Origin of the sequence: Bradyrhizobium erythrophlei (assembly GCF_042430365.1) — a bacterium.
Taxonomy (GTDB): Bacteria; Pseudomonadota; Alphaproteobacteria; order Rhizobiales; family Xanthobacteraceae; genus Bradyrhizobium; species Bradyrhizobium erythrophlei.
Map to the genome: position 1 here is coordinate 24,165 of NZ_JBHMET010000199.1, position 26,213 is coordinate 50,377.

18 protein-coding genes and 1 tRNA gene are annotated in these 26,213 nt (G+C 64.5%); 6 read left to right on the forward strand and 13 right to left on the reverse strand.

Annotation, left to right across the window (positions count from 1 at the left end; all coding sequences use genetic code 11):
* The 5 genes from exbB to ACFFWD_RS29110 form a co-directional block, all read right to left on the reverse strand.
* Positions 1 to 942, reverse strand: a complete 942-nt coding sequence (exbB, locus tag ACFFWD_RS29090; RefSeq protein ID WP_376971166.1) for a tonB-system energizer ExbB — start codon at positions 940 to 942, stop codon at positions 1 to 3.
* Entirely contained in the window at positions 939 to 1,628 is a 690-nt protein-coding gene (locus ACFFWD_RS29095; protein WP_376971168.1) for a Fe2+-dependent dioxygenase, read from the reverse strand. Before ACFFWD_RS29095 ends, exbB begins: the two co-directional genes overlap by 4 nt.
* On the reverse strand, positions 1,628 to 4,189 hold the full coding sequence (locus tag ACFFWD_RS29100; protein ID WP_376971170.1) for a TonB-dependent receptor: 2,562 nt from the start codon (positions 4,187 to 4,189) through the stop codon (positions 1,628 to 1,630). Before ACFFWD_RS29100 ends, ACFFWD_RS29095 begins: the two co-directional genes overlap by 1 nt.
* Before the next feature lie 367 nt (positions 4,190 to 4,556).
* A complete protein-coding gene (locus tag ACFFWD_RS29105) occupies positions 4,557 to 4,796 on the reverse strand; it encodes a hypothetical protein (RefSeq protein ID WP_376971172.1) in 240 nt (79 codons plus the stop codon).
* A 117-nt stretch (positions 4,797 to 4,913) separates the two neighbouring features.
* Positions 4,914 to 5,372 (reverse strand): MarR family winged helix-turn-helix transcriptional regulator, encoded by a 459-nt coding sequence (locus ACFFWD_RS29110; RefSeq protein ID WP_376971174.1) that lies wholly within the window; start codon positions 5,370 to 5,372, stop codon positions 4,914 to 4,916.
* A gap of 172 nt (positions 5,373 to 5,544) precedes the next feature.
* On the opposite strand from ACFFWD_RS29110, the gene ACFFWD_RS29115 reads away from it, so the two are divergent.
* The 3 genes from ACFFWD_RS29115 to ACFFWD_RS29125 all read left to right on the forward strand — a co-directional run bounded on the left by ACFFWD_RS29115 (position 5,545) and on the right by ACFFWD_RS29125 (position 10,466).
* Positions 5,545 to 6,714, forward strand: coding sequence for an efflux RND transporter periplasmic adaptor subunit (locus tag ACFFWD_RS29115; protein WP_376971176.1), 1,170 nt, complete (start codon positions 5,545 to 5,547; stop codon positions 6,712 to 6,714).
* The gene (locus ACFFWD_RS29120) at positions 6,711 to 9,857 is read left to right on the forward strand and encodes a multidrug efflux RND transporter permease subunit (RefSeq protein WP_376971178.1); all 3,147 of its coding nucleotides are present in this window, start codon (positions 6,711 to 6,713) and stop codon (positions 9,855 to 9,857) included. The genes ACFFWD_RS29115 and ACFFWD_RS29120 overlap by 4 nt, the downstream gene beginning before the upstream one ends.
* A 63-nt stretch (positions 9,858 to 9,920) precedes the next feature.
* Complete coding sequence (locus ACFFWD_RS29125; RefSeq protein ID WP_376971200.1) at positions 9,921 to 10,466, forward strand: invasion associated locus B family protein; 546 nt, start codon at positions 9,921 to 9,923, stop codon at positions 10,464 to 10,466.
* Positions 10,467 to 10,583: 117 nt separating this feature from the next.
* On the opposite strand, the gene ACFFWD_RS29130 is transcribed toward ACFFWD_RS29125, so the two are convergent.
* Positions 10,584 to 12,872 (reverse strand): arylsulfatase, encoded by a 2,289-nt coding sequence (locus ACFFWD_RS29130; protein ID WP_376971180.1) that lies wholly within the window; start codon positions 12,870 to 12,872, stop codon positions 10,584 to 10,586.
* A gap of 135 nt (positions 12,873 to 13,007) precedes the next feature.
* Here ACFFWD_RS29130 and ACFFWD_RS29135 point away from each other — a divergent pair, with 135 nt between their 5' ends.
* The 3 genes from ACFFWD_RS29135 (at position 13,008) to ACFFWD_RS29145 (ending at position 16,953) form a co-directional block, all read left to right on the forward strand.
* A complete protein-coding gene (locus tag ACFFWD_RS29135) occupies positions 13,008 to 13,658 on the forward strand; it encodes a TetR/AcrR family transcriptional regulator (RefSeq protein ID WP_376971182.1) in 651 nt (216 codons plus the stop codon).
* Positions 13,659 to 13,758: 100 nt separating this feature from the next.
* On the forward strand, positions 13,759 to 14,991 hold the full coding sequence (locus ACFFWD_RS29140) for a Spy/CpxP family protein refolding chaperone (protein ID WP_376971184.1): 1,233 nt from the start codon (positions 13,759 to 13,761) through the stop codon (positions 14,989 to 14,991).
* A gap of 231 nt (positions 14,992 to 15,222) precedes the next feature.
* Positions 15,223 to 16,953: an adenylate/guanylate cyclase domain-containing protein gene (locus ACFFWD_RS29145; RefSeq protein ID WP_376971186.1), complete on the forward strand. Its 1,731-nt coding sequence runs from the start codon at positions 15,223 to 15,225 to the stop codon at positions 16,951 to 16,953.
* Between the two features lie 33 nt (positions 16,954 to 16,986).
* Here ACFFWD_RS29145 and ACFFWD_RS29150 read toward each other — a convergent pair whose 3' ends face one another.
* The 7 genes from ACFFWD_RS29150 to ACFFWD_RS29180 form a co-directional block, all read right to left on the reverse strand.
* Complete coding sequence (locus ACFFWD_RS29150; RefSeq protein ID WP_376971188.1) at positions 16,987 to 17,703, reverse strand: ABC transporter ATP-binding protein; 717 nt, start codon at positions 17,701 to 17,703, stop codon at positions 16,987 to 16,989.
* A complete protein-coding gene (locus ACFFWD_RS29155) occupies positions 17,700 to 18,470 on the reverse strand; it encodes an ABC transporter ATP-binding protein (RefSeq protein WP_376971190.1) in 771 nt (256 codons plus the stop codon). The genes ACFFWD_RS29150 and ACFFWD_RS29155 overlap by 4 nt, the downstream gene beginning before the upstream one ends.
* Positions 18,460 to 19,434 (reverse strand): branched-chain amino acid ABC transporter permease, encoded by a 975-nt coding sequence (locus tag ACFFWD_RS29160; RefSeq protein WP_376971192.1) that lies wholly within the window; start codon positions 19,432 to 19,434, stop codon positions 18,460 to 18,462. The genes ACFFWD_RS29155 and ACFFWD_RS29160 overlap by 11 nt, the downstream gene beginning before the upstream one ends.
* Positions 19,434 to 20,297 (reverse strand): branched-chain amino acid ABC transporter permease, encoded by an 864-nt coding sequence (locus ACFFWD_RS29165; RefSeq protein ID WP_376971194.1) that lies wholly within the window; start codon positions 20,295 to 20,297, stop codon positions 19,434 to 19,436. The genes ACFFWD_RS29160 and ACFFWD_RS29165 overlap by 1 nt, the downstream gene beginning before the upstream one ends.
* 223 nt (positions 20,298 to 20,520) lie before the next feature.
* The gene (locus tag ACFFWD_RS29170; RefSeq protein WP_376971196.1) at positions 20,521 to 21,774 is read right to left on the reverse strand and encodes an ABC transporter substrate-binding protein; all 1,254 of its coding nucleotides are present in this window, start codon (positions 21,772 to 21,774) and stop codon (positions 20,521 to 20,523) included.
* 383 nt (positions 21,775 to 22,157) lie between these two features.
* Positions 22,158 to 22,231, reverse strand: a tRNA-Gln gene (locus ACFFWD_RS29175).
* A gap of 914 nt (positions 22,232 to 23,145) precedes the next feature.
* Positions 23,146 to 25,626: a penicillin-binding protein 1A gene (locus tag ACFFWD_RS29180; protein WP_376971198.1), complete on the reverse strand. Its 2,481-nt coding sequence runs from the start codon at positions 25,624 to 25,626 to the stop codon at positions 23,146 to 23,148.
* Between the last annotated feature and the right edge of the window lie 587 nt (positions 25,627 to 26,213).

Below are 26,213 nucleotides of genomic sequence, written 5' to 3' on the forward strand. Positions count from 1 at the left end.
CTACTCCGCTGCTGCAGCGCGCCCGTGCGGCACGCTGACATGGGTGCGATCGAGATCGCGCGACAACAGCCGCGCCGCCGCGCCCGAGGCGCGGTTGACGAGCTCGAGATAGCCCTTCGTGAGGCGCGTGAAGTGGTTATAGATGATGACTGCCGGGATCGCTGCGACGAGGCCGATCGCGGTCGCAAGCAGCGCTTCGGCGATACCAGGTGCAACCACAGCAAGGTTCGTGGTCTGCGACTTCGAGATGCCGATGAAGCTGTTCATGATGCCCCAGACGGTGCCGAACAGTCCGACGAAAGGCGACGTTGCACCGATCGTCGCAAGCAGGCCCATGCCAAGCCGGATGCGGCGCGCCTCGGCGCGCACGATCTCGGCGAAGCTCGACGCCGCGCGTTCCTTGATGCCGTTGTCGCTGGAGATCCCGGCCGACAACCGTCCCTCGCGCATCGCGGCCGCGATGAAGGACGACAACACGCTGCCCTTGCCGCCGAGCGCGAGCTGCGCTTCGGCGAGCGAGCGCGCCTCGCCGACCTTGGCAAGCGCGCCGCGCAGCTTGCTCTGGATCAGCGTCAGCTCGATCATCTTGGCGATGAAGATCGTCCAGGTCACGAGCGAGGCGAACGCAAGGCCGATCATCACGGCTTTGACGATGATGTCGGCGTTCCAGAACATCATCCACGGCGACAGCTCGCGCATGCCGGTTGCGGTGGCCTTCGACAGCCTGCCCTCGCCCTCCGCGGATGCAGCTGCAGACTGCGGCGCCGCAGCGGCGGCAGACGGAGGCGCCACGGGAGCCGGAACCGGCGCCGGTGCTGCAGCTGGCGCGGCCGTGGCCTGCCCCTGCGGCGCCGGCTGCTGCGCCGAGGACGGCGCGACCAGCGTCAGCACGGCCACCGTGGCGATCGCAATGGACGCAGCGCGGAACATGGATGTCTTCATACTTCGGCCCAGTGGCGGATCAGGTTGTGATAAATGCCGGTCAATTTGACCGTTTCGGGGTCATCGCGCCCCAGCCGTTCTACCAGGGCCTGGATCGCCGTATCGAGATCGAAGATCAGGCTGCGGGCGTGAGCATCACGTACCATGCTCTGGAGCCAGAAAAAAGACGCAACCCGCGTGCCCCGCGTGACCGGGGTGACCAAGTGCAGGCTGGACGCAGGATAGAGCACGAGAGCGCCCGCCGGAAGCTTGATTTCATGGGATCCGTAGAGGTCCTCGACGACCAGCTCGCCGCCGTCGTACTCGTCCGGCTCCGATAAAAACAGCGTGACCGACAGGTCGGTGCGGATGCGCAGGCCCGTGAGCTGGTCGCCCCGCACCGCATTGTCGACATGCAATCCGAAATGGTGCCGGTCGGATGCCGCGTAGCGATTGAACAACGGTGGAAAGATTTTGAGCGGGATCGCGGCCGAGATGAAGCGCGGGCTCGCCGACAGCGCCGACAGGATGCGGTTGCCGAGCTGCCGCGCCACCTCGCTGTCGGGCGGCAATTGCTCGTTGCGCTTGACCAGGGCCGAGGCGGCACCCGCGGTCGAGCGGCCGTCCTCCCAGGCGCTGGCGTCCATGATGCTGCGGAACTCCGCCACATCATGCTTATCAAGCACATCGGGAACACAGATCAGCATCAGAACCGCGCCGACAAGATCATGCTCACGCTGCGGCCTGGCGCCACGAACACGAATGGCGTCGCGCTTTGATAGAGCGCGTCGTAGTAGAGCTTGTTGGTAATGTTGGCGACGTAGAGCTTTGCCGTCCAGTTCGGATCGATCTTCGCTTCCACAAAGGTGTCGAAGCGCGAATAGCTCGGGAGCACCGTGCCCTGGTTCGCCGCGAGGAAGGTGCCGCCGTACATCTTCGAGCGATATACCGCCTGTCCGCCGATCTCCCAGACGTCGGTCAGCTGGTACTTTGTGAGGAGGCTAAACGATTGATGCGCGACGTTGGCGAGCGGACGCCCGACATTGGTCGGATAGAGCAACGGCTGCGCCGACGGTACGAGCGACTTCGTTACTTCGGATTGCATCAGCACGAGCCCGCCGAACACACTCCATTTGTCGGTGAGCTTGCCGCCAACGCCGAGATCGATGCCGCGGATGCGGTATGCGGCACCGGCAGTGATGCAGGATACGTTACCCGACCCCGCCGGCAGGTTGTACGAACAGCCCGGAATCGCAGCCGCCGCGGTAGCGCTACCGACATTTTGCGATTCTCGCGCGTTTTCCTTCTCGGTCTGGAATAGCGCCGCAGTCAGCAGCAAATGGCGGTCGAACAGCTCCCATTTGGTGCCGACCTCAATCGCCTTGTTCTTCTCCGGGCCAAAGATCTGGTTCGGGTTTCCATTGAGGACGGGCGCGAGACCGCCATACTGTGCGCTGGAGCCATCGAATTCAGAGCCGACCGGGTTGGATGATGTCGCATAGGCAGCATAGACGCTCCCGATCGGCAGCGGCTTCAGCGTGACGCCGAGGTTGAAGTTCGGCAGCCCGTAGTGTTGCTCCTGCGCACCGAAGGAGTTCGGAACGTTGTTCTGCGTGCCGAATCCGCTGAGCCGGATGGTGTAGTCGTCGAAACGGACGCCACCGTTGAGGATGACGAAATCATTGTAGTTGGCGGAGTCGATGAGATACACGCTCTTGGTATCGATCGCGGTCTTGGTCGGCAGTCCGGCCCATGTCGGGTTGGTGCCGACATTGGCAAACGTGAACTGCGGCGCGAAGACGTTGACGTTGGGTATCGATCCGGATGCCATGCCGCCCGGAAGCTGCTCCGAGCTCAATCCGGTATACTTGTCGATGCTTGCGATCTCGCGCGAAACCTCGACGCCGCCGAGCGCCGTATTCTTCCAGCCTGCGACACTGAACTTGTAGGTCGCTTCGGTCTGGTTGGCGACGTTCTCGGTGACCTGATAGCGGCTCTGCGGATTGAGGCTCACCGTGCCCGCCGCGACGTTCGGCCCTTCCGGCAGCGTGCCGATATAATCGAGCACCGAGCGCTGATACCGCGTCTTGTTGCTCAGCGCCAGATCCGGGGTGATCGCGACCTCGCCGCCGACCGTGCCAATGTCCTGCTTGATGCTGTAGTAGTCGCGATTCACCAAACCGTAGAACGTATTTCGGTTGACGCCGAAGTCGGTATAGGGGCCCCCATCCGTGCTGGTGTATTGAGACTTCGGGGCGCCCGGCCGGTAGTACGGCACGCCAAAGTCCGGCAGGCCGTGCAGATTGGTGTGGATGTAGTTCGCGTAGAGTTTGACCGTATCAAGCGGCGTCCACTTCGCGGCGATGAATCCACCGTCGCGGTCGTCCTTGACGTAGTCGCGGCCGGCAACGCCGGCATCCTGGAACAGGCCGCCGGCGCGCACCGCGAGCGTCGGGCTGATCACCTGGTTGACGTCGAGCACCACGCGCTTGGTGTGGTCGGTCGCGAAAGTCGTATCCATGTTGTAGAAGCTCTTCTCCGTCGTCGCCTGCTTGGTGACGATGTTGATCGCGCCGCCGGTGGTGCCGCGGCCGGCAAACGACGAGCCGGGACCGCGCAGGATCTCAACCTGCTCGGTGAAGAAGTTTTCGCGGACGCTGACGCCGGCGTCGCGGACGCCGTCGAGGAACACGTCGTTGCGCGCGTCAAAGCCGCGGATGAAGAAGCGGTCGCCGAAGGCGTTGCCGCCCTCGCCGGTGCCGAGCGTTACGCCGGCGGTCGAGAGCACGGCCTGCTTCAGCGTGGTGGCGTTCTTGTCTTCCAGCACTTCCTTCGACAGCACCGTCACCGTCTTCGGTGTGTTCAAAAGCGGCTCGGGAAATTTTCCCGACGATTGCAGGTGGTCGACCTTGTAGGGCGCGGCCGCGTCCGCATAGGGGTTGCGGTCGGCGCGCAGGCCGCCGGCATTCGGAAACGGCACGGCGGTCGCCTGCGCCGGCTGCGAGCTGCGCGCAGCACGGCGCAGTGCGGTGCGGGCGCGGACATGGTCCGGCGTGGGCTTTGACGCAGCAGGACGCGGGCGAGCGACCGGGGCATCGACCGTCACCGGCGGGAGGTTGGACTGCTGCGCCTCGGCACCGGAGAACGATGCAACGGCAATCAGGCTTGCGACTGCGGAAACCTTCGTGCCACTATAGTTTGAGTTGTCGTTCCCTGCGACGAGCGCCGCATCGAAACGCAGCGACCTCGGTGCCTTCACATTGCTCATCAAGTGCCCCCAGAAAATTCCACAGGTGCGCGCACCTTTTGACGCGCAACGAACTGTCTTTGTCAGGGGTTATCGAGCGTGAAAAATTGGGTCAATGCGAATGGCGCAACAGCGCGCTTGAATCGTCCAAATTCAAAGCGATTCTAAATTGAGTCTGTAAGCGTTCTAAATCTACTTTGTAGGTCTTCTAATAATCGTTCTAATGAGTCACGCGAAAATAGAAATGTTGTCATTGCGAGGAGCTCGCGACAAAATTGCAAAGCAATTTTGCGCTGAAGCGACGAAGCAATCCGCACCTCAGCTTGTGGCGCGATGGATTGCTCCGCTGGCGCTCGCAATGACGGTGGACGAAGGGCTTTCCGCAGCATCAATCCGCACTCGGCGGCTTCATCAGCGAGAACATCTCGTCGACGGAAATCTGGGCAAATTGTCGCACCCGCGCGGTGTTCTCCATCCCTGCGATGTTGATGCCATTGATGACGGCCTTGATCTCGTCGCGGAAGTCGGTGAGGAAGCGCAACGGATCCGGCGAGTTGTTGGCGACTCGCGCGATCAGGCCCGTGATCATGATCTGGCAGGCCATCATGCGTCCGTTCAGCTCGTCCATCACCACACTCCTCGTCTCGCAAGATCGGAGCGCGCGATATGGACGACATCGATTCGCGATTCAACCACCTCGAACCGGTTGACGGGATCGCGGCGCGGCGTCGGCCGAACGCATCTGCTACTTGGCGGCGATGCTCTCCGCCCCACCGAGCGCCTTGATGCGGTCCTTGACCGCGTGGAGCGTGGCGAGGCTGGTCTGGATGTGCTCGGTCGAAACGTCGCGCAGCACGTCGCCGGCGATCGCGTCGCGCAGGCCGTCGAGGTCGTCGACGAGCTGCCGCCCGCTCTTGGTGAGGAACAGGCGGTTGGCGCGGCGGTCCTTCGGATCGGGCCGGCGCTCCAGCAGGCCGTGCTCGACCAGGCGGTCGAGCAGCCGCACCAGCGAGATCGGCTGCAGTTCGAGCACGTCGGCGAGATCGACCTGCGTCAGCCCCTCCTGCTCGCGCAACCGGAACAGGACAATCCATTGCGCGCGGGTGGTGCCGCGCGTCTTGGCGCGATGGTCGATGTAATTGCGCAGGAGCCGCGAGCTCTCGACGAGCTGTGCTACGAGCTGGCGTTTCAAATCGAGCGACATGACATCACTTCGAGCCCCCAGCGTTTCCGTTTGTTTCTGGCCTAAACCTTTCCAAATGTTTAGGATTCTCAAGCCTTAGTGTGTTTACACATAAAGTGCACGCATACTATACGCGCAAGTGCTGGGAACCGTTTCGATCACCCATTATTGTTCGTCGAACCCAAGAGGCTGCATGTCGAAGTCGCGCACCATCAGTTGGGTCTTGCTGATCGCTGCGATCGGCGCCGCGGGCTACTTTGGCTGGCAGAAATATGCGGGCGACAAGCTGGCCGCCGAGGCCGCGCAGAAGCGCGCCGCAGTGCGGCCGCCGGTTCCGGTGAAGATCGCGCCGGTCGAGAAAGCCGATTTCCCGGTCTACCTGACCGGCCTCGGCACCGTGCAGGGCTTCAACACCGTGCAGGTCCGCACCCGCGTCGACGGCCAGATCATCAGGATCGCGTTCCAGGAAGGCCAGTTCGTCAAGGAAGGCGACACGCTGGTCGAGATCGATCCGCGGCCGTATCAGGCCGCGCTCGACCAGGCCAAGGCGAAAAGGACCCAGGATGAGGCCAATCTTGCCAATGCTAATCTCGATCTGCAGCGCACCACCAAGCTCGGCGAGTACGCGACCCGGCAGTTGCTCGACACCCAGCGTTCGACGGTTGCGCAATTGACTGCGCAGATCGCTGCCGACGAGGCCGCGATCACCAATGCCCAGACCCAGCTCGACTACACCAGCATCAAGTCGCCGATCTCCGGCGTCGCCGGCCTCCGCCAGGTCGACATCGGCAACATCGTCAACGCCGCGACCCAGACCGGCATCGTCTCGATCGCCCAGATCGAGCCGATCGCGGTGATCTTCACCGCGCCCGAGGACCAGTTGCCCGACATCAAGGCGGCGCTCGCAGTGGCACCGCCGAAGACGATTGCGCTCACGACCGATGGCAAGCGCGTGCTGTCCACCGGCACGCTGGCGCTGATCAACAACCAGGTCGACACGACGAGCGGAACTATTCGGCTGAAGGCCGTGTTTGACAACAAGGACCACGCGCTGTGGCCCGGACAGTCGGTCTCGACCCGGCTTCTGGTGCGGACGCTGCAGGGGGCGACCGTCGTTCCCGACGACGCCGTCCAGCACGGCACCGACGGCCTCTACGCCTACTCGGTCAACCAGGAGAACAAGGCCGAGCTGCGCCGGATCAAGGTCAGCCAGTCGATCGACGGCAAGTCGGTGATCGAAGAAGGGCTGTCGCCGGGGCAGCAGGTCATCACGTCGGGGCAGTACAAGGTCTCGCCGGGCACGCTGGTGACGACGGCGGTGGCGAGCTCGGATCAGCCGCAAGCGAAGGTCAAGCAGGAATGAGCGACGGCATTTCCGCACCTTTCATTCGCTTCCCCATCGGCACCTCGCTGCTGATGGCCGGCATCCTGTTCGTCGGCCTGGTCGCCTATCCCCTGCTGCCGGTCGCACCGCTGCCGCAGGTCGATTTCCCCACCATCCAGGTCACCGCCAACCTGCCGGGCGGCAGCCCGGAGACGATGGCGACCTCGGTGGCGCAACCGCTGGAACGCCAGTTCGCGCAGATTCCCGGCATCGCGCAGATGACCTCGACGAGCTATCTCGGCACGGCATCGGTCACCATCCAGTTCGACCTCAACCGCTCGATCGACGGCGCCGCCAACGACGTGCAGGCCGCCATCAACGCCGCCAGCGGCCAGTTGCCGAAGAACCTCCCCTCGCCGCCGACCTATCGCAAGGTCAACCCTGCCGACTCGCCGATTCTGATCCTGTCGGCGACCTCGGATACGCTGCCGCTGACCACCGTCAGCGATTCCGTCGACGCCCAGCTCGCCCAGCAGATCAGCCAGATTTCCGGCGTGGCCCAGGTCATCATCGGCGGCCAGCAGAAGCCGTCCATCCGCGTCCAGATCGATCCGGCGAAGCTCGTCGCCAAGGGCCTGTCGCTCGAAGATGTCCGCGGCGCGATCGCGATCACGACGGTCGACAGCCCGAAGGGCAATATCGACGGCGCCACCCGCGCCTACACCATCTATGCCAACGACCAGTTGCTGGACTCCAAGGACTGGAACGACGTCATCATCGCCTATCGCAACGGCGGCCCCTTAAGGATTCGTGACATCGGCCAGGCGGTCACCGGTCCGGAGGACGCCAAGCAGGCGGCCTGGGCCAACGGCCAGCGCGGCGTGTTCCTGGTCGTATTCAAGCAGCCTGGCGCCAACGTCATCGATACCGTCGACAAGATCAAGGCGACGCTGCCGCGGCTCGTCGCGGCAATCCCGCCCGCGATCAAGATCGAGCTGATAAGCGACCGCACCATCACGATCCGTGCCGCGGTCGAGGACGTGCAGTTCACCATGCTCCTGACCATCGTCCTGGTCGTCATGGTCATCTTCGTCTTCCTGCGCAGCTTCTGGGCAACCGTGATCCCCGCCGTGACGGTGCCGCTGGCGCTGCTCGGTGCCTGCGCGCTGATGTGGGTCTTCGGCTACACGCTCGACAATCTGTCGCTGATGGCGCTGACGATCGCGGTCGGCTTCGTGGTCGACGATGCCATCGTGATGCTGGAGAACATCAGCCGCTACATCGAGGAGGGCGAAAAGCCGCTGGCGGCAGCCTTCAAGGGATCCAGCGAAATCGGCTTCACCATCCTCTCGATCTCGATCTCGCTGGTTGCGGTGCTGATCCCGCTGCTGCTGATGGGCGGCATCATCGGCCGCCTGTTCCGCGAGTTCGCGGTGGTTCTGGCGATGACCATCTTCGTCTCGATGTTCGTGTCTCTGACGCTGACCCCGATGATGGCGTCGCGCTTCCTGCGCGCCCATGACGAGGAAAGGCACGGCCGGCTCTACCAGCTCAGCGAACGCGGTTTCGACGCCATGCTGCGCGGCTATCAACGCGGCCTCGACCTCGCGCTGCGCTGGAAGTTCACCACGCTGATGGTCTTCTTCGCCACGCTCGCTTTGTCGGTCTACCTGTTCGTGATCATTCCGAAGGGCTTCTTCCCGCAGCAGGACAACGGCCTGATCACGGCGACGTCGGAAGCCAACCAGGACATCTCCTTCGCGGAGATGAAGCGCAAGCAGGAGACGCTCGGCCAGATCGTGATGAGCGACCCTGGCGTAGCGTCGGTCGCGATGGCGATCGGCGGCAGCGGCCGCGCCGGCAACAACGGCAATTTGTTCATCTCGCTGAAGCCGCGGAACGAGCGGGATGCCAGCGCGCAGCAGATCATCGCCCGTCTGCGGCCGAAGCTCGAGAAGGTCGAGGGCGCACGGCTGTTCATGCAGGCCGCGCAGGACGTCCGCCTCGGCGGCCGCCCGACGCGAACCCAATTCGAGTTCACGTTGCAGGATGCCAATCTCGCCGAGCTGAACCAATGGGCGCCGAAGATCCTCGCCAGGATGCAGACGCTGCCGGAGCTGCGCGACGTCGCGACCGACCAGCAGACCAACGGCACCACGCTGGAACTGAAGATCAACCGCGACACCGCCTCGCGCTACGGCATCCAGCCGCAACTGATCGACGACACGCTCTATGACGCGTTCGGCCAGCGTCAGGTGACGCAGTATTTCACCCAGCTCAACAGCTATCACGTGATCCTCGAGGTGCTGCCGGAGCTGCAGGGCACGATCGACACGCTGAACAAGATCTACGTCAGGTCGCCGCTGACCGGCGACCAGGTGCCGCTGTCGACATTCGCGACCTGGACCAGCGTCCCGGTGCGGCCGCTGTCGATCAGCCACCAGGGCCAGTTCCCCGCGATCACCATCTCCTTCAACCTCGCCCAGGGCGTGGCGCTCGGACAGGCGACCGACGCCGTGCAGCAGGCAATGCTCGAGCTAGGCGCGCCGCCGACGCTGAATTCGAGCTTCCAGGGCACCGCGCAGGCGTTCCAGCAATCGCTGTCGACCGTGCCGCTGCTGATCCTCGCGGCGCTCGTGGTGGTCTATCTGATCCTCGGCATCCTCTACGAGAGCTACATCCACCCGATCACGATCCTGTCGACGCTGCCGTCGGCCGGCGTCGGCGCGCTCGCGATCCTGATGGCGGCCGGCTTCGACTTCTCACTGATCGCGCTGATCGGCATCATCCTGTTGATCGGCATCGTGAAGAAGAACGGCATCATGATGGTCGACTTCGCGATCGCCGCCGAGCGCGACCAGCATATGACGCCGGAAGCCTCGATCCGCCAGGCCGCGCTGCTCCGCTTCCGCCCGATCATGATGACGACGATGGCAGCCCTGCTCGGCGGTGTGCCGCTGATGCTGGGGACCGGCACCGGCTCGGAGATCCGCCAGCCGCTCGGCTACGCCATGGTCGGCGGCCTGATCGTCAGCCAGGCGCTGACGCTGTTCACGACGCCCGTCGTCTATCTTTATCTCGACCGCCTCTCCAACGCGTTCGCGAACTGGGGCCGTTCGCCGCGCGCCGATGACGACGCGCATGAAGGCGAAGAACGTTCGGTCAAGCAGGCCGCCGAATGACTTGACTTTGGCTGACGACCGGCACATCCGAGAGATGTTCATTTCGGAGCACGTGCCGTGAAGATTGTCGCCAAATCCCTGCTTGTTCTGTTTGTCGCATTCAGCCTGACCGGCCTCGGTCACGCCCAGGCGCCCAAGGGCAAGAGCGCGCCCGCGCCTGCTCCGAGCGCGGCCCCGCAGGCCGACGGCGCACCCGCCAACAATCCCGGTTGGGTCGCCCGTTGCACCAGTCCGAGCCGTGACGCGCCGCTGGAATGCGCGATGGAGCAGAATGCGATCCTCAGCAAGACCGGCCAGCTCATCGTTCTCGTCAACATCCGCGTGCCCGGCGACACCCGCAGCCCGATCGCCCTGATCCAGCTTCCGCTCGGCCTCAATCTGCCTGTCGGCGCCAAGCTGCAGGTCGACGAGGGCAAGACCGTCGACCTGCAGATCCAGACCTGCGAAGCGCGCGGCTGCTACCTCAACGCGCCGATCGCGGCCGACATGCTCGCCGCGCTGAAGTCGGGCAAGCAGCTCAAGGTGTCGTTCCAGAACTTGTCGAAAGAAACGATCACCATCCCGATGCCGCTCGCCGACTTCGCGGCGGTGTACGAGAAGATCAAGTAGGGCGATTCCTCTCCGGCCTATCCCGTCATTGCGAGCGTAAGCGAAGCGATCCATGGGCCCGCGTAGGCGGCTGACTGGATTGCGTCGTCGCTTCGCTCGTCGCAATGACGTTGGGAACTACTGCCGCGCCATCTCCGCATTCCCGACGCCATCACCGTCAAGCTTCTGGTCATCATGCATGACGACCGTCACCTGCGTCAGCCGGCCGGTGAACTCGAACGGCGCGTCGTAATGCGAGACCGGGCTGCCGCGGTCGCGGCCGATGTCGAGGCCCGACCACGAGATGAAGTTGTGGAAGCCGAGCTGGGTCTGCATCGACCCCACGGGTTCGCCGTCGATCAACAGTGTGTATTCGCTGACACCGGTGCGTGAGCCCTTGGCCGGCGGCTCCTTGCGCACGAGGCGCTCGACATGTACGCCGAGCCGGTGCGCGCCTGGCGGCACCTTGCGGCTCGACGTCACGATCTCATGGCCGCCGCCGATATTGAGATCGTGCACCAGGAAGCCGTCCTTGATGTAGAGGCTGTAGCCTGAGGTGGCGTCGCCATGGGCGATCAGCACGCCCTCGGCGCCCTCCTCGCCGATCTCGGTATGGGCCTCGATCGTGTAGCTGCGGCTGCGCACATCGGGCGCGACGTCGGTCGGCACGTGGCCCATGCCGGCGTGGAAGGTGAATCTGGTGCGCGCGCCGTGGAAGCGCGCGGCGTTCTCGGCAAAGCGCGGTCCGAAGCGGTCGTCGAGCGGCAGCACGTTATGCGCCTCCGCTTCGCTCCACCACAGCCCGACCATCTGCGCGAGGCGCTCCGGGTCCTTCGCGGCGAGGTCGTCTGTCTCGGAGAAATCCCGATCGAGATGGAACAGCTCCCATTTGTCGTTCTCGAACGGCGTGCCGGAAGGATGGAACGACACCGCCTTCCAGCCGTTCTGCCAGATCCCGCGATGGCCGAACATCTCGAAATATTGCGGCGAGGTCTTTGACGGCGCCGACGCATCGTCGATCGAGCGCGCAAAGCTCTCGCCCTCGAGCGGCATTTGCGGGCAGCCCGCGATTTCCGCGGGCGCTGAAATCCCGATCAGGTCGAGCAGCGTTGGCGTGAGATCACAGGCGTGGACGAACTGGTGCCGCAGCTCGCCCTTCGCCGTGATCCGCTTCGGCCAGTTCATCACGAAGGGATCGCGGATGCCGCCGCCATGGGTGTTCTGCTTGTAGCGGCGCAGCGGCGTGTTCGAGGCCATCGCCCAGCCATGCGGGAAATTGGAGTGCGTGTCGGGCCCGCCGATGTCGTCGATCCGCTGCAGTTTGACCGGCAGCGGCTCGGGCCGGAAGTTGTAGGGACCCATCGCATTGACGAAGCCGAGTGGCCCACCCTCCTGGCTCGCACCATTGTCGGACATCACGATGATGAGGGTGTTGTCGCGGATGCCGGCCTTGTCGAGGAATGCGACCAGCCGCGCCACATGCTGGTCGGCATGGTCGAGCATGCCGGCAAAAGCCGATTGCAGCCGCGTGAACACGCGCTGCTCGTCGGCGGAGTGCTCGCTCCACGCCTTCACGCCGTCATTGCGGGCGGGCATCTTCGTGCCCTGCGGCACCATGCCCATCGCCTTCTGCCGTGCCATACGCTGCTCGCGCTCGACGTCCCAGCCATGGGCAAAGGTTGCGTCATAGCCGTTGATGATGTCGGCGGGCGCCTGGTGCGGCGCATGGCAGGCACCGAGCGCAAGCCAGGTCAGCCACGGCAGGTCGGGACGATCAGCGGTGTGGTCGGCGATGAAGCGGATCGACTGGTCGACGAGATCGGCGGTCAGGTGATAGCCGCTCTCATAAGTGCCGGGAGGATCAATATGCGTGTTGTCGGAAACGAGCTCCGGCGCATACTGATCGGTCTCGGCGTCGAGGAAGCCGTAGAAGCGATCGAAGCCGCGGCCAAGCGGCCAGCCGTCGAACGGACCGGTGGCGCCGCTCTCGGTCAGCGGCGTGACGTGCCATTTGCCGACCATGTAGTTGCGATAGCCGTGCGCCCGCAGCATCTCCGCGAGCGTCCCGGCCTCGCGCGCGATCTTGCCGCGGTAGCCGGGATAGCCGGAATCGAAATTGGCGAGGCATCCGACCCCGACCGAATGGTGATTGCGCCCGGTGAGCAGCGCAGCCCGCGTGGTCGAGCACATCGCCGTGGTGTGGAAGCCGGAATAGCGCAGGCCTTCGGCGGCAAGCTTGTCGATCGTCGGCGTTTTGATCGGCGAGCCGTAGCAGCCGAAATCGGAGAAGCCGACATCGTCGAACAGCACGACCAGGATGTTCGGCGCGCCGGCGGGCGGCTTCCGCGCATCGGGCCACCAGGGCTTCGAGTTCGCAACCGTCTTGCCGATCGTGCCGCCGAACGGCGTGGCCCGCTTCTCGCTCATGGCGATCTCCCTGTCCTCTGGCTGATGGCCGCGGTTGCTCCGCCGCTCGTTCCCGGCCCGGCCCGTTCGCGGGGCCGGATTGCTATAAATGATAATCCGAATTATGATTATGAAAACCCGGAGATGCAAGCGCCGATGCCGCCCCTCTCAGCCGATTTCGACCTTCCGGGCGTGACGCCGTCGCGCCAGAAGCGCAGCCGCGAGACGACGCTGGCGCTGCTTCAGGCCGGCGCCGAGCTGCTGCGGACGCGCAGCCTCGCGGAACTGTCGATCGAGGCGCTGTGCGGCCAGGTCGGCGCCACAGTAGGCGCCTTCTACAGCCGCTTCGAGAGCAAGGAGGCCTATTTCAACGCCCTGATCGCGCTGGCCGCGCAGGACGGCGCGCGCCATCTGGCCGCGATCGACCGGAACGGGCCGCTGACCGAACGCGGCCTCGAGGACCGCTGCCGCGCCATCGTGTCAGGCGTCGTCGGCTGGATCAGGACACATGAAGGCGTGCTGCGCGCCGCCCTCCAGCACGACAACACGCGGCCCGACAAATGGACCACGTTCAAGGCGCTCGCGCGCGCGACGACCGAACGCGCCACCCCGCTGCTGCTGCCCGCCATGGGCAAGGGTCGCAAGGCCGCCAAGACCCGCGCGATCGCTTTCGGCTTCCAGGTCGTGCTCGGCACGCTGGTGAACGCCATCCTGAACGATCCCGGGCCGCTGTCGATCCGGAACCGGGAGATGGAGAAACGGCTCGCGGACTGCCTGCGGCTGCTGCTCGAAGCGGAGATGAACTAGCCGATACCGCGGTGCCCTGCCCCTGATCCGGGCAAGTGCACGGGAACTTTTCGTTCCTCCCGGCGTCATACCTGACCCGATAGGGACCCGGGAGGGGGTCATGTCGAAGACCCGCATTGGAATTGCCGTTGCTGTTCTGACGCTCCTGCTGTCGAGTTCGGCCTCGGCCGGATTGCATATTCGCGTCGGCGGCCCGCTCGGGGTCGCGCGATTTGCGGTCGCCCGCGTCCTGTCGCTCGGCGGATTGCATCGCGCGCGGGCGTATGCCCGCCACGGCCGCATCCGGACCGCGGCGCTCAGGCCGCAGGATGTCCGCGCCGCAGCCCTGGAGCCCGGACCGGCCAACCCGGCGGTGCGCCGGCAGATCGCCGCCGCGGCCGCGCTGGCCACCTGGCAGGGCGGCCGCAGCACGAACGGATGGTGGCGGCACGCCGACGGCGGATATGGCTGGGTCGGCCCGCTGTTCTGGCCGTTCGCGATTTACGACGTCTATGACTACGCGATCTGGGGCGACGGCAGCGGCCTCTGGGACTACGGTTATCGCGACATCCATGCCGCAATGTTTTCGCCCTATAGCCGCGATGAACTCACAGCCTTGACCGGACCGCGCCCGTCCGGCCGACGGCATCGCAGAAGCGCTACCGTCTTCGAGTTCTGCGGCGACGACGCAAGCGAAATTGCCGCCCTCCCCGCCGAACAGTTGCTGCGCGCGATACAGCTCACCAATGAAGCGCAGCGCACCGCGCTCGACGAACTTGCCACTGCGTTGGCGACGGCCTCCCAAATCATCCGGGCGTCGTGCCCGGCACAGCCGGCATTCACCGCGCCGGAGCGGCTGACCGTTATGCAGCAGCGCCTCGAGGCGATGATCAAGGCACGATACCTCGTGCAGTCGCCGCTCGGGAAATTCTATGATCTCCTCGACGACGAGCAGGAGGCACGGCTCAACGCGCTCGCGGAGGATCGGCGCAAGGCTTCCGCGGCAAACATCGCCACCGAAGCGTCGGCCCAGGGTTGCGGCATGGCGCAGGCAGCCGCGCTGCCATTGCCGGTGGACGATATCCAGGCCCGGCTGCGCCCGAACGACGCTCAGCGTGCCGCGCTCAAACTGCTGCAGGACGCCAATGCGCAGGCGATCGGCATCCTCAGCAGCCATTGCCAACCGCAAGACGCTACCACGCCGCCCGCGCGCCTCGACGCGGTGCAGGGACGGCTCGAAGCCATGATGCAGGCCGTCGCCGTGGTGAGCGCGGCGCTGAAGGATTTTTATGCAACGCTGAGCGACGCGCAGAAGGCACAGTTCGAGGCTATCGGACAGAAGCGGACGGCGTAGTTTCCGTTGTGATCGCCGCACCATGGCTCGATCAAAAGCGCTGGTACGTCACCACCGCGGCACGGCAACGGGACTCGCTGTCCAACCGTCCGCGGATGCTCTCCCCGGCATCGTCCTCCGTTGACCGTCCAACATGATCGGTCGTATCGTTTGGCAGCGGTCTTCAGGCTCTTATCCCCAGGGGGCAAGGCCTTGTCAGAGCCAATCGAGATCAATCGGAGATTAGCGGCGGTGTTTGCCGCCGACGTCGAGGGCTATTCTCGACTGATGAGCGCCGATGAGGTCGGCACGCTCGCCGGTCTCACCGAACGCCGTGCCATTCTGGACAAGGCTATCGCAGATCACAGGGGCCGCATCGCCAACACCGCGGGCGACAGCGTGCTTGCCGAGTTCGGCAGTGCCGTCGACGCCGTGCAATGCGCGGTGGAAGCGCAGGCGGCACTCTCGCGATCAAACTCCGGCCTTTCCGCAGACAAGCACATCAACTTCCGCATCGGGATCCACGTCGGCGACGTAATCGTGCGCGCGGGCGATCTGTTCGGAGACGGCGTCAATATCGCGGCGCGCTTGCAAGCCCTGGCGCAGCCGGGCGGCGTTTGCGTTTCTGGCGTGACCTATGATCAGGTCAGGAAGGTTCTCCCAATTGCCTTCACCGACCTCGGCACGCAGCAGGTCAAGAACATCGACGAGCCGATCAGGGCTTTCGCCGCCGGCCGGCTGGCTGATGCGCCGAACGCGGCTGCACGCGTCGACCACCCCAAGTCGCTGCCGCTGCCCGACAAGCCGTCGATCGCGGTTTTGCCATTCCAGAACATGAGCGGCGACCCGGAACAGGAATATTTCGCCGACGGTATCGCCGAAGACGTGCTGACCACATTGTCGAAGATTCAGGAGTTACTGGTCATTGCCCGCAACTCGAGCTTTGTGTTCAAGGGACAGGCGCGAGACATCCGCGAAATCGGCCGGCTGCTCGGCGCCCGCTATCTGCTCGAGGGGAGCGTCCGCAGGATCGGCAATCGCGTGCGCCTGGCCGCGCAGTTGATCGACAGCCGGAACGGCGGCCATGTGTGGGCGGACCGGTTTGAAGGCGATCTCGACGACGTGTTCGCGCTTCAGGATCAGATAACGCAGGACATCGTCACCGCGCTCGAGGTTCGATTGACGTTTGGCGAGCAGGCACGGGTGTGGCACAAACGCTCCGGCAGCCCGTTGGTGTACGAGCATTTCCTCAAGGGTCAAACCCTTTACGTGAACTTTGCCGAGCACACTCATGCGCAAGCGCGAAGTGAGTTCGAACGGGCCTTGGCGATCAACCCAGCCTACGCGCCGGCGCTTTGCCTGCTGGGCTATACTCTGATCGACCAAGCCCGTTTTGGTTGGGAAGGAGACCAAGCGACGGCCTATGAAGCGGCACTGGAATGCGCGGCTCGTGATCTGGCCTCCGACCCGAACAGCTATTTAGCCTATCTGACCATAGGCTATGCCCGCCTGTTTCAGCGCCGCCATGAAGATGCATTGCTTGCCGGAGAAAAGGCGGTGGCCCTCGGCCCAAGTTATTCAGCCGCCTACCATATAGCCGGAATGATTCATGGCTATGCTGGCGATTTCCGGAAATCCGCCCAATACGAGGAGCAAGCGCAGCGGCTCAGCCCGCTCAGCCTTAATCAATCGATGGTCGACGAGGCACGGGCGAGGTTTCACCTCGGCGATTTTGTTGCCGCGCGAGACATTGCCTCACGGGTCCTGATCGAGAGACCGCGCTGGCTAACTGCGCAAACGACTCTGGCGGCGGCGCTTTGGAACCTCGGCAGAGAGGACGAGGCGCGCCTCATCGTAGGCAAGATGCTGGCCCGTCATCCCAACTTGACCGCAAGCTGCTGGGCGCAGGGATTGCCGTATCGCCGGCAAGAAGATCTCGACGCGCTGGTCGGGCCGTTGCGCCTTGCGGGGATGCCCGATTAGACCTCAGCATCGCGTCGAGGGCATCCTCCGAATCTACCCACCGAGATACGCCTTCTGCACCTGCGGGTCCTCGGCGAGCGCGGCAGCCGTGCCCGACAGCACGCTTTTTCCGACCTGCAACACGGTGGCGAAGTCGGAGACTTCGAGCGCGAGCTCGATCGACTGTTCGGCGAGCAGGATGGTCAGGCCCTCACGGTGCAGGCGGCCGAAGGTTTCGTACATGGCTTCCACGACCGCGGGCGCAAGGCCCAGCGACGGCTCGTCCAGCATCAGGAGCTTTGGATCGCTCATCAGCGCGCGACCGACCGCGAGCATCTGCCGCTCGCCGCCGGACATCGTCCCGGCGCGCTGGCTGCGGCGCTCCTTTAGCCGCGGGAAGATCTCATAGACGCGCTCGAGCAGCGTCCTGATGCGGGATTTGTCGCGCAGCGGGGTTGCGCCGAGCAACAAATTGTTCTCGACGCTCTGCTGCACGAACAGCCGCCAGCCTTCCGGCGACAGCGCCAGCCCCTTGCGCACGATCGCAAACGCGCTCTCGCCCGCGATCTTTTCGCCGGCGAAGCTGATCGTGCCGGAATGCACGGGGATGAGGCCTGCGACCGCGTTCAAGGTCGTGGTCTTGCCGCCGCCATTGGAGCCGAGCAGCGCGACCACGCTGCCCTGCGGCACCTCCAGCGACACGTCGGAGACGCCGATCAGATCGCCGTAGCGCACCTCGAGATGCTCGATCTTCAACATCGGTCCAATCATGTCGCGGGCCCGCCCGTCAATTCGATCGGCGTGTGGCCGGCGGCGACCTTCGCGGCGGCCCGGGTGCCGAGATAGGCGGCGATCACGGCCGGATTCGCGGTCACCTCCTGCGGCGTGCCGCGGGCGATCTCGCAGCCCTGGTGGAACACCATGACACGGCTCGCCAGCGACATGATCACTTCCATGATGTGCTCGACGATGACCAACGTTATTCCGGAGCGATGGATGTCGCGCACCAACTCGATCGCAAGATTCACTTCGTGCAGGGTCAGGCCGGCCATCGCCTCGTCGAGCAGCATCACCTTCGGCTCGGTCGCGAGCGCACGGGCGATCTCGAGCCGCTTGCGGCCCGGCGTGCCGAGCGCGCGCGCCGGCGCATCCGCGAGCCGCTCCATGCCGACGCGCGCCAGCACGGCGCGGGCCTTGGCCTCGGCCACGGCACGATGGGCTGTGCGCAGGAAGGCGCCGATCATCACGTTCTCCAGCACCGTCATGCCCTCGAAGGTCTGCGGTACCTGGAAGGTGCGCGCCAGCCCAAGCCGCGCCCGCGCCTCCGGCGGCAGCTCGGAGATGTCGTGGCCTTCGAACACCACCCTGCCCGAGGTTGCGGCGAGATCGCCGGTCAGGCAGTTGAAGAAGGTCGACTTGCCGGCGCCGTTCGGACCGATGAGGCCGAGGATATCGCCCGCCTCCAGCGTGACGCTCGCGGCGTCCACCGCCTTGAAGCTGCCGAAGGCTTTGGTGATCGCGCGCGCCTCAAGGAGCATGGGCCGCTCCCTGCACCGCCTTGCGCTTCGCCCTGATACGGTTGATCAGCGCCAGGATGCCGCCGGGCTGGAAGCGCGCGATCAGCACGATGATCGCGCCATAGACCACGAAGGTCAGTCCCGCCCCCTTGCCGCCGAGCAGGCTGTTGGAGATTTCCTCGAGCGGCACCAGGATCGCGGCGCCGACCAGCGGCCCGAACAACAGGCCCGCGCCGCCGAGCGCAGCCATGATCAGGATCTTCACTGAGATCAGGATGCCGAGCCCGGATTCCGGATCGACGAAGCCGAACATCATCGCATAGAGCGCGCCGGCGACGCTGGTGAGACCGGCGCTCAGCATATAGGCGTAGAGCTTGGTGCGGCTTGCGGGTGCGCCGAGCGAGCGCGCCGCGCGCTCGGAATCCTTGATGGCGCGCAGGTAGAAGCCCATGCGGCTGTTGGCCATCCACCAGGTGATCAGGAGCGTGATCGCGAGGATGGCGAGGAAGAGGTAGTAATACGGCAGCGCCGAGATGAAGGAGAGATCGAACACATTGCGCGGCACCGTCGGGCCGCTGAGGCCCACGGCGGCGCCGAGATAGTCGGTGTTGGTGACGATCAGCCGCGCCAGCTCGGCGACCGCGATCGTCGCCATGCTGAAATAGTGCCCCGACAGCCTGAGCGTCGGCACGCCGATGACTGCGGCAATCGCAACGCTGGCGACGAGCCCTGCGGGGATTCCAACCAGCGGCGACAGCGCGTAATGCGCATAGGCCCCCATCGCGGCGTAGGCGCCGCAACCGAAGAACACGACATGGCCGACCGAGACCTGCCCGGCGTAGCCGCCGATGATGTTCCAGGCCGATGCCGCGATCGCATAGAGCAGGACCAGCGCGCCGAGCCGCTGCTGGAACGGCGTCGAGAACACCCAGGGGTAAGCGATAACGAGCGCGACCGCGATCGCGAGCCAGAGATAGCGGCGCATCACGTCTTGCCCATCAGGCCCTGCGGGCGGAACCAGAGGAAGCCGAGGAACAGCGCGTAGACCACCATGTCCTTGTAGACGGCGCCGATCAGGTAGCCCGACAGCGACTCGATCACCCCGATCAAAAGCCCCGCCACCAGCGCGCCCGGCACGCTGCCGAAGCCGCCGAGCGAGACGGTGACGAAGGCGACGATGGCGAGCGTCTCGCCGACCGTCGGCACCACGTAGAAGAAGGTCGCGATCAGCGCGCCGGCAAGTCCGGTGGCGCCTGCCGCGAACGCCCAGGCGATCGCCTGCATGGTGTCGGGCCGGATGCCCATCAGTTGCGCGGCGGTGGAATCCTCGGCGACCGCGAGCATCCGCGACCCCAGCGTGGATCGCGTTAGAAGCAGGTGCAGACCAAGCGTGACCAACAGCGCGACGACGCCGGCCAATAACCGCGAGGCCTGGATGCGGATGCCCAAAATGTCGAAGGTGCCGCCGACGAGGTTTTCCGGCAGCGACAGGAAGTTGGCGCCGAACCACCAGAACACCGAGTAGCGCAACAAGAGCGCGAGCCCGAAGGTGCCGAGGATCTGCGCCAGCATCGGCCCCTTCATGATGTCGCGGATCAGGCCGAAGTAGACGATGATGCCGAGCGTCGCGAGCAACAGCGTCGCCAGCGGCGCGCCAATCAGTGGCCCACCACCGAGCAGCGTGTAGACCACGTAGGCGACATACATGCCGAGCATGACGAAATCGCCGTGGGCAAAGTTGACCACGTTCATCATGCCCCACACCAAGGTCAGGCCGGAAGAGAACAGCGCGTAGACGGCCCCGAGCAGGAGGCCCCCCACGATCACCTGGACAAGGACAATGGACATGGATCAGCGCCGGATTGTCTTTGCATGACATGATGAGGTCGGATGCCAACCGCGTAAAGATCGAGCCCCCTCTCCCGCTTGCGGGGGAGGGTTGGGGTGGGGGTGGCTCCACGATCGACACTCTTCGTGGGGAGAGAGCCCCCACCCGGATCGCATCTGTCGATGCGATCCGACCTCCCCCGCAAGCGGGAGAGGTGAAAAGGCTGCGGCCCCTTCCACGCCATTACCAGCCCTTGTAGGGCATCGCCGGCGGCTTCTCGCCATTCGCCTTCGGGAATACCGCGACGTAGTTCTCGCCGTCCTGCAACTGGATGATCAGGCCGGAGGCCAGGATGTTCTGGCCCTTGTCGTCGAACTTGACGCCCTTGTAGCCCATCATCAGCTGCTCGGGCTTCAGGTCGGTCGCCTTCAGCGCCGCCTGGATTTTCGCCGGCTCCGTCGAGCCCGCGCGGTCGATCGCGTCGACCAGCACGAAGAAGCCCTGCATCTCGCGCGCCGCGGTGTCGTCCATCTCGTCGCCACTCTTCTCTTTGTACATCTTGGCGATCAGAGCGGTCGCCGAGCCCGGCGCACCGACGCTCCAGGACGAGCGGTTGAACGCGCCGATCGAGATCTTGCCGACCGCCTTGATGAAGGATGGATCGGAATAGCCGGCGTCGTCGGCGAGCAGCATCGGCGGCTTGTAGTCGAGCGCCTGCATCGTCTTGGCGAACAGGATCGCATCCGACGTGTAGGAGATCATGATGACGACGTCGGGCTTCTTCTCCTTGAGCTGCAGCACCTGGCTCTGCACGTCGGTCGCGTTCGTGGTGTAGGCGACGTCCTGCGCGATCGAGAGCCCCTTCTCCTTGAAGATCGCGGTGATGGTTTGGGCGACGGAGGCGCCGTATTCGGTGGTGTCATGCACCACCGCGATATTGTCGATCTTGGTGCCGGACGCCTTCATGTCGGTGAGGAAGTCGTAATAGACTTTGGCAAAGTCGGTCGCGATCGGCGTGGTGCGGAAGAACCATTTGAAGCCGCGCTCGGTGAGGTTCGCCGCGACCGACTCGCCGTTGAGGAAAGGAATGCCGTATTTCTCGGCGATTGCGCTCGCGGTCAGCGTGATGCCGGACTGATAGGCGCCGGTCAGCGCCACCACCTTCTCTTCCGTGATCAGCCGCAGCGCCTGGTTCTGCCCGGTCGCCGGGCTGCCCTGGTTGTCGGCAAAGACGACCTCGACCTTGGCGCCGCCGAGCCCGGCGAGCCCGGCATTTTTGGCGAGCGGGAAATTGCCGAGCTCGGGATGCGCGTTATTGATGATGTCGAGCGCGACCTCGATCGCATATTTGGCGTGGACGCCGGCGCTCGCGGCATTGCCGCTCAACGGAAACACCGCGCCGATCTTGACGGTCTTCTGCTGCGCCATCGCGCCCGACGACAGCCCCACCGCGATCGCGGCCGCGGAAAGCAGCCCGACGAATTTCGACAATGTCATATGGACGTCTCCCGAAGATCCCCACCATGGCCGGTTTATTGTTTGCGTCGGGAAAGGTTCAGGCGAAGAGCCGCCGCCTCCCCGTTTATTGTTCTTGGTGTGCCAGCATTGCATGGCCCTCCGGAGCGGGCAAGTTGAGGCGCCAGCGGACATGGCTGCATGCGACCAAAGTCGCTGCAACGGGAATGGGCAGCGGAGGTGGACGCGCGCGACGCGTCCGCGTTGCAAGGATTGAGATGGGTGAGAGCCGGTTGCGCCTGCGACATCATCGCCGGCCGCGGCGACATCTCATTGGCCTCGACGCCCGCGGCCACGGACGTGCTGCTTCCAGCGCGGCTTGGTCTTATTGGGATTTTCGGAGGCAATCAGGCCGCTGATCGGACTGGCTGGGGAACCTGGATTCGAACCAAGACAAACAGAGTCAGAGTCTGTTGTGCTACCGTTACACCATTCCCCAAGAATTGCTCTGCGGTATCAATAGCTTAGCTGAATGACCGGGCAATCTCGTTGCGCCGGGCGGCTGGCAAATCAGCGCCCTCGCAAGTGCGACCTTCTACCCGCTCGGTCCCCGGCTTGGCAAGCATTGATGGCGCGGAATGGGCGCGAAAATGGAGGGCGAATCCCGGCCTCGTTTTCGGCCCGATGACCCAATGGTGTCTCCCGCCAGAGGTCGGTCCTCGTAGCCCGGATAAGCGAAACGATATCAGTATTCGCACAAGACCCGCATATCGCTTCGCTCATGCGGGCTACTCGCCGCGGCGCTCAAGCTCGACGTCGGCTGAAGTCAGGTCAGAGAATCGAGCGCGTTCTCAGGTGCAGGAACGCCAAGCACGTCGAACAGCTCCGTGCATGACCCAGACTTGGCGACGGCCTCGACTACGGACCGTGGCTCCGCCTTCGCGTCGAAATACTGCTCCAGAAGTTCGGGGTGGCGGCGCAAGCACTCGCTCGCCGATAAGCCTCTTAACCTCGGCAAGGCCAATATCCAGCGGTCGCAATCCCACCGACACGCGGCGCGTCCAGCCGTTGAGCAAGCTGAAAGCCCTTTGCCAGAAGGTGGTCCCCCACAGGCCCCGAAACGATATGGATTCGAGGTGCTTCACCGAACCGTCGCGGTACACAACCAACACACCGGTGTACCGCTTGAGCACTCTGCGGGTTGGACCCGTGGCAATCGAAAACGCACCAGTGCTGCAAGGGAGAACTATTCCCTCGCGTTCATTCAGCAGAAGCACCGACTGCACACTGTCGTTTGCATTCAAGGGCATCTCCCGCGGTTCCACGGGCAATCAGACGAAGGCTTCCTACCGTCGGTTGCCGACTCGGCTCCGAGATCGAGCTAAGCAGGACGAAGGTACCCGAACCCACCCCTCAATACAGCCCGCCCGTCCCCGACCGCATCACCGCCCGGTCCGCATCCGGCGAAACGCCCGGCTGCGTGCCGTCGATCACGTCGGTGCCGGCAACGGTCGTCGATTCATAGCTCGGCGGCGTGCTGCCGGGCTTGAAGGCCTCGAGGATCGTGCCGCCGGTCTCACCGGGCGTTGCGCGCAGGCCGGTCTTGGCGACGACGCGGACCAGGCGGATGCCGGGTGGCACCTTGAAGGGCGTGGCGGGCTTGTCGGCCAGCGCGAGCTTCATGAAGTCGCGCGCGATGGGAGCCGCGGTGTGGCCGGCCTGTGCGTTCCGACCGAGGCTGCGCGGCTTGTCGTAGCCGACATAGAGGCCGACCACGAGGTCCGGCGAGAAGCCGACGAACCACAGGTCCTTCGCTTCGTTCGACGTGCCGGTCTTGCCGGCGATCGGCTTGCCGACCTCCTTCAGCGCGGTGCCGGTGCCGGCCTGGACGACGCCCTCCATCAGCTCGGTGATCTGGTAGGCGGTCATCGGATCGAGCACCTGCTCGCGGCGATCGACGAGCTGCGGTTCGGGCTGGTTCTTCCATCCCTCCGGCGCGTCGCAGCCGCGGCATTCGCGCTGGTCGTGCTTGAAGATGGTGCGGCCGTAGCGGTCCTGGATGCGGTCGATCAGGGTCGGCTTCACCCGGCGGCCACCATTGGCGAACATCGAATAGGCCGTGACCATGCGCATGACTGTGGTCTCGCCGGCGCCGAGCGAATAGGAGAGATAGTTCGGCAGCTCGTCATAGACGCCGTAGCGCTTGGCGTATTCGCCGATCAAGGGCATGCCGACCTCCTGCGCGAGCCGCACCGTCACGGTGTTGCGCGACAGCCGCAGCGCATTACGCAGGGTCATCGGCCCCATATACTTGCCGGCATCGAAGTTTTCCGGGCGCCAGACCTCGCCCTGCCCCTGGTCGATCTCGATCGGCGCGTCAACCAGGACGCTCGACCCGGTATAGCCATTGTCGATCGCCGCCGAATAGACGACCGGCTTGAAGGTCGAGCCGGGCTGCCGGTAGGCCTGGGTCGCGCGGTTGAACTGGCTCTGGTCGAACGAGAAGCCGCCGACCATCGCCAGCACGCGGCCGGTCCACGGATCCATCGCCACCATGGCGCCGGAGATTTCCGGGATCTGGCGCAGCCGGTACTGGCCTTCGATGCGCTGGCCGTCCTTGCTGTAGAGCGGGTCGGCATAGATCACGTCGCCGGGTTGCAGCACCTGCGCGACCGAGCTCGGCGCCTTGCCCTTCACCCTCGCCCATTTCACGCCCTCGAGCGAGACGAGGCCGGTGTCGCGCTGCTTGCTGACCGCGCCGCCGAGCTCGCGCCCCGGCTGGAAGCCGATCCGCGCCGACTGGTCGCCGCTCTCCAGCACAACAGCCATCCGCCACGGCAAGATGTCGGCGAGCGACTTGACGTCAGCCAGCGCCACGCCCCAGTCACCGGAGATATCGAGCTTGCTGATCGCGCCGCGATAGCCCTGCTGCTCGTCAAAATTGACAAGCCCCGCCACCATGGCCTTGCGCGCCATCACCTGGACCTTGGGATCGAGCGAGGTGCGCACCGACAGGCCGCCCTCATAGAGCTTCTTCTCGCCATAGCGCTCGAAGATGTCGCGGCGAACCTCCTCGGAGAAATACTCGCCGGCGAAAGTATGCGCACCGTTGGTGCGGTTGGTGACGGTGAGCGGCTCCTTGCGCGCCTTGTCGGCCTCGGCCTGGGTGATCCAGCCATTGTCCTGCAGGCGATCGATCACGTAGTTGCGCCGCTCGATGGCACGCGCCCGGTTGCGCACCGGATGCAGCGTCGTCGGCATCTTCGGCAGTGCCGCCAGATAGGAGGCTTCCGCGACCGTCAGCTCGTTCACCGGCTTGTCGAAATAGACCAGCGAAGCCGCAGCGATGCCGTAGGCGCCGAGGCCGAGATAGATCTCGTTGAGATAGAGCTCGAGAATCTTGTCCTTGGAATAGGCCTTTTCGATTCGCATCGCGACCAAGGCTTCCTTGATCTTGCGGGTGAACGACACCTCGTTGGTCAGGAGGAAGTTCTTGGCGACCTGCTGGGTGATCGTGGAGGCGCCCTGCGGCCGGCGGTTCGATCCGAAGTTCTGGATATAGGCGACGCCGGCGCGCGCCATGCCGGTATAGTCGATGCCGCCGTGCTCGTAGAAATTCTTGTCCTCGGCGGCGAGGAACGCGTTGACGACGAGTTTCGGCACCGCCTGGATCGGCAGGTAAAGCCGGCGCTCCTTGGCGAATTCGCCAAGCAGCGAGCCGTCGGCCGCATGCACCCGGGTCATCACCGGCGGCTCGTAATTCTGCAGCTGCGAGTAATCCGGCAGGTCCTTGGAAAAATGCCAGAACAGGCCCGCGATACCCGCAAGGCCGACCAGGAACAGGATCGATCCTGCCGTGAACAGAAAGCCAAAGAACCGTAACAGGAATCGCATCGACCAAGTCCCGTGGCGATTACGGGCTCATTCTGAACCCGCTGCGCTGCCACATAGGTCGTCGGGTATATCGGTCGCTCCCGGTGCCTGCAATTCGACGCGGGAGAATTATAGCGGGTCGAACGCCAAACTTATGCCATAGAGCCCGGTCCGCGCTTGCGGCCAAATCAGCGGGATTTCCGAGGGCCCGATGCTCCGGCTGGATCGGTACACGTGTTGTGACCGTGATACGGAGAAGACATCTACCGACGCCGCGTTGCCGACCTTTGATCCGCGCGCGACGCCATGGGTTCGCGACGCCGCCGACGAGAACACTCCGCTTCGAGTTCTCCGTTGGCACGATCAGAAATCGGTGGATAGCTTTGCGCAACGGGCGCCATTAACGATTTGCTAACTATACCTACCGCAAGTTGCTCTCTTTGGTGGGACTCGCGAGGGCTGACTTCCATGGCACTGCGCGGTTTTAGACGGCCTTTTCCGGCCGCAGAGAATATTCTCGGACTCCCGAGGCCGCCCGCCCCCAATATCAGGGCTATCGCATGTGGCCGAGGAGTTCGAAGAGGAAGGCATCGTTCCACCCGGCGCGC

Bases quoted from the DNA above. Each gene is read 5' to 3' on its own strand.
- ACFFWD_RS29170 (WP_376971196.1), bottom strand. From the start codon at position 21,774: ATGACATTGTCGAAATTCGTCGGGCTGCTTTCCGCGGCCGCGATCGCG.
- ACFFWD_RS29120 (WP_376971178.1), top strand. From the start codon at position 6,711: ATGAGCGACGGCATTTCCGCACCTTTCATTCGCTTCCCCATCGGCACC.
- ACFFWD_RS29135 (WP_376971182.1), top strand. From the start codon at position 13,008: ATGCCGCCCCTCTCAGCCGATTTCGACCTTCCGGGCGTGACGCCGTCG.
- ACFFWD_RS29115 (WP_376971176.1), top strand. From the start codon at position 5,545: ATGTCGAAGTCGCGCACCATCAGTTGGGTCTTGCTGATCGCTGCGATC.
- ACFFWD_RS29160 (WP_376971192.1), bottom strand. From the start codon at position 19,434: ATGCGCCGCTATCTCTGGCTCGCGATCGCGGTCGCGCTCGTTATCGCT.
- ACFFWD_RS29155 (WP_376971190.1), bottom strand. From the start codon at position 18,470: ATGCTCCTTGAGGCGCGCGCGATCACCAAAGCCTTCGGCAGCTTCAAG.
- ACFFWD_RS29165 (WP_376971194.1), bottom strand. From the start codon at position 20,297: ATGTCCATTGTCCTTGTCCAGGTGATCGTGGGGGGCCTCCTGCTCGGG.
- ACFFWD_RS29140 (WP_376971184.1), top strand. From the start codon at position 13,759: ATGTCGAAGACCCGCATTGGAATTGCCGTTGCTGTTCTGACGCTCCTG.
- ACFFWD_RS29095 (WP_376971168.1), bottom strand. From the start codon at position 1,628: ATGCTGATCTGTGTTCCCGATGTGCTTGATAAGCATGATGTGGCGGAG.
- ACFFWD_RS29150 (WP_376971188.1), bottom strand. From the start codon at position 17,703: ATGATTGGACCGATGTTGAAGATCGAGCATCTCGAGGTGCGCTACGGC.
- exbB (WP_376971166.1), bottom strand. From the start codon at position 942: ATGAAGACATCCATGTTCCGCGCTGCGTCCATTGCGATCGCCACGGTG.
- ACFFWD_RS29105 (WP_376971172.1), bottom strand. From the start codon at position 4,796: ATGGACGAGCTGAACGGACGCATGATGGCCTGCCAGATCATGATCACG.
- ACFFWD_RS29110 (WP_376971174.1), bottom strand. From the start codon at position 5,372: ATGTCGCTCGATTTGAAACGCCAGCTCGTAGCACAGCTCGTCGAGAGC.
- ACFFWD_RS29180 (WP_376971198.1), bottom strand. From the start codon at position 25,626: ATGCGATTCCTGTTACGGTTCTTTGGCTTTCTGTTCACGGCAGGATCG.
- ACFFWD_RS29130 (WP_376971180.1), bottom strand. From the start codon at position 12,872: ATGAGCGAGAAGCGGGCCACGCCGTTCGGCGGCACGATCGGCAAGACG.
- ACFFWD_RS29100 (WP_376971170.1), bottom strand. From the start codon at position 4,189: ATGAGCAATGTGAAGGCACCGAGGTCGCTGCGTTTCGATGCGGCGCTC.